Origin of the sequence: Vaccinium witches'-broom phytoplasma str. VAC (assembly GCF_000309405.1) — a bacterium.
Lineage (GTDB): Bacteria > Bacillota_I > Bacilli_A > Acholeplasmatales > Acholeplasmataceae > Phytoplasma.
This window is the reverse complement of record NZ_AKIN01000229.1, coordinates 1-252: the sequence shown is the minus strand read 5'-3', so window position 1 is coordinate 252 and position 252 is coordinate 1. Positions and strand designations below refer to the sequence as shown.

Here is a 252-nt window from a genome sequence, read left to right as displayed (position 1 = left end):
CAATTACTACTATTATCGGAAAGGTTATCAAAAAATGAACTTTTTTAAAAAACATCGGATCGCTATTTTAATTATCACTGTTTTAGTTATTTCTTTTATTATTGGACTTTTTGAAGGTCTTTATGAAACTAAACAAGAACCAAAATCATTATCAAATTATCATGACGAATTAGATAACAATGCAAAACCAAATCATCCACCAAGAACTAAACGCAATTTAGAAATTCCAAAATCTAAAATTAAAATAACTCA

The 252-nt window shown here is 25.4% G+C and carries 1 pseudogene; it reads left to right on the top strand.

Going from position 1 to position 252, the window contains the following annotated elements:
• Nucleotides 1-34: 34 nt before the first annotated feature.
• Nucleotides 35-252: pseudogene (locus RI68_RS03050) on the top strand (hypothetical protein); the annotation flags it as partial.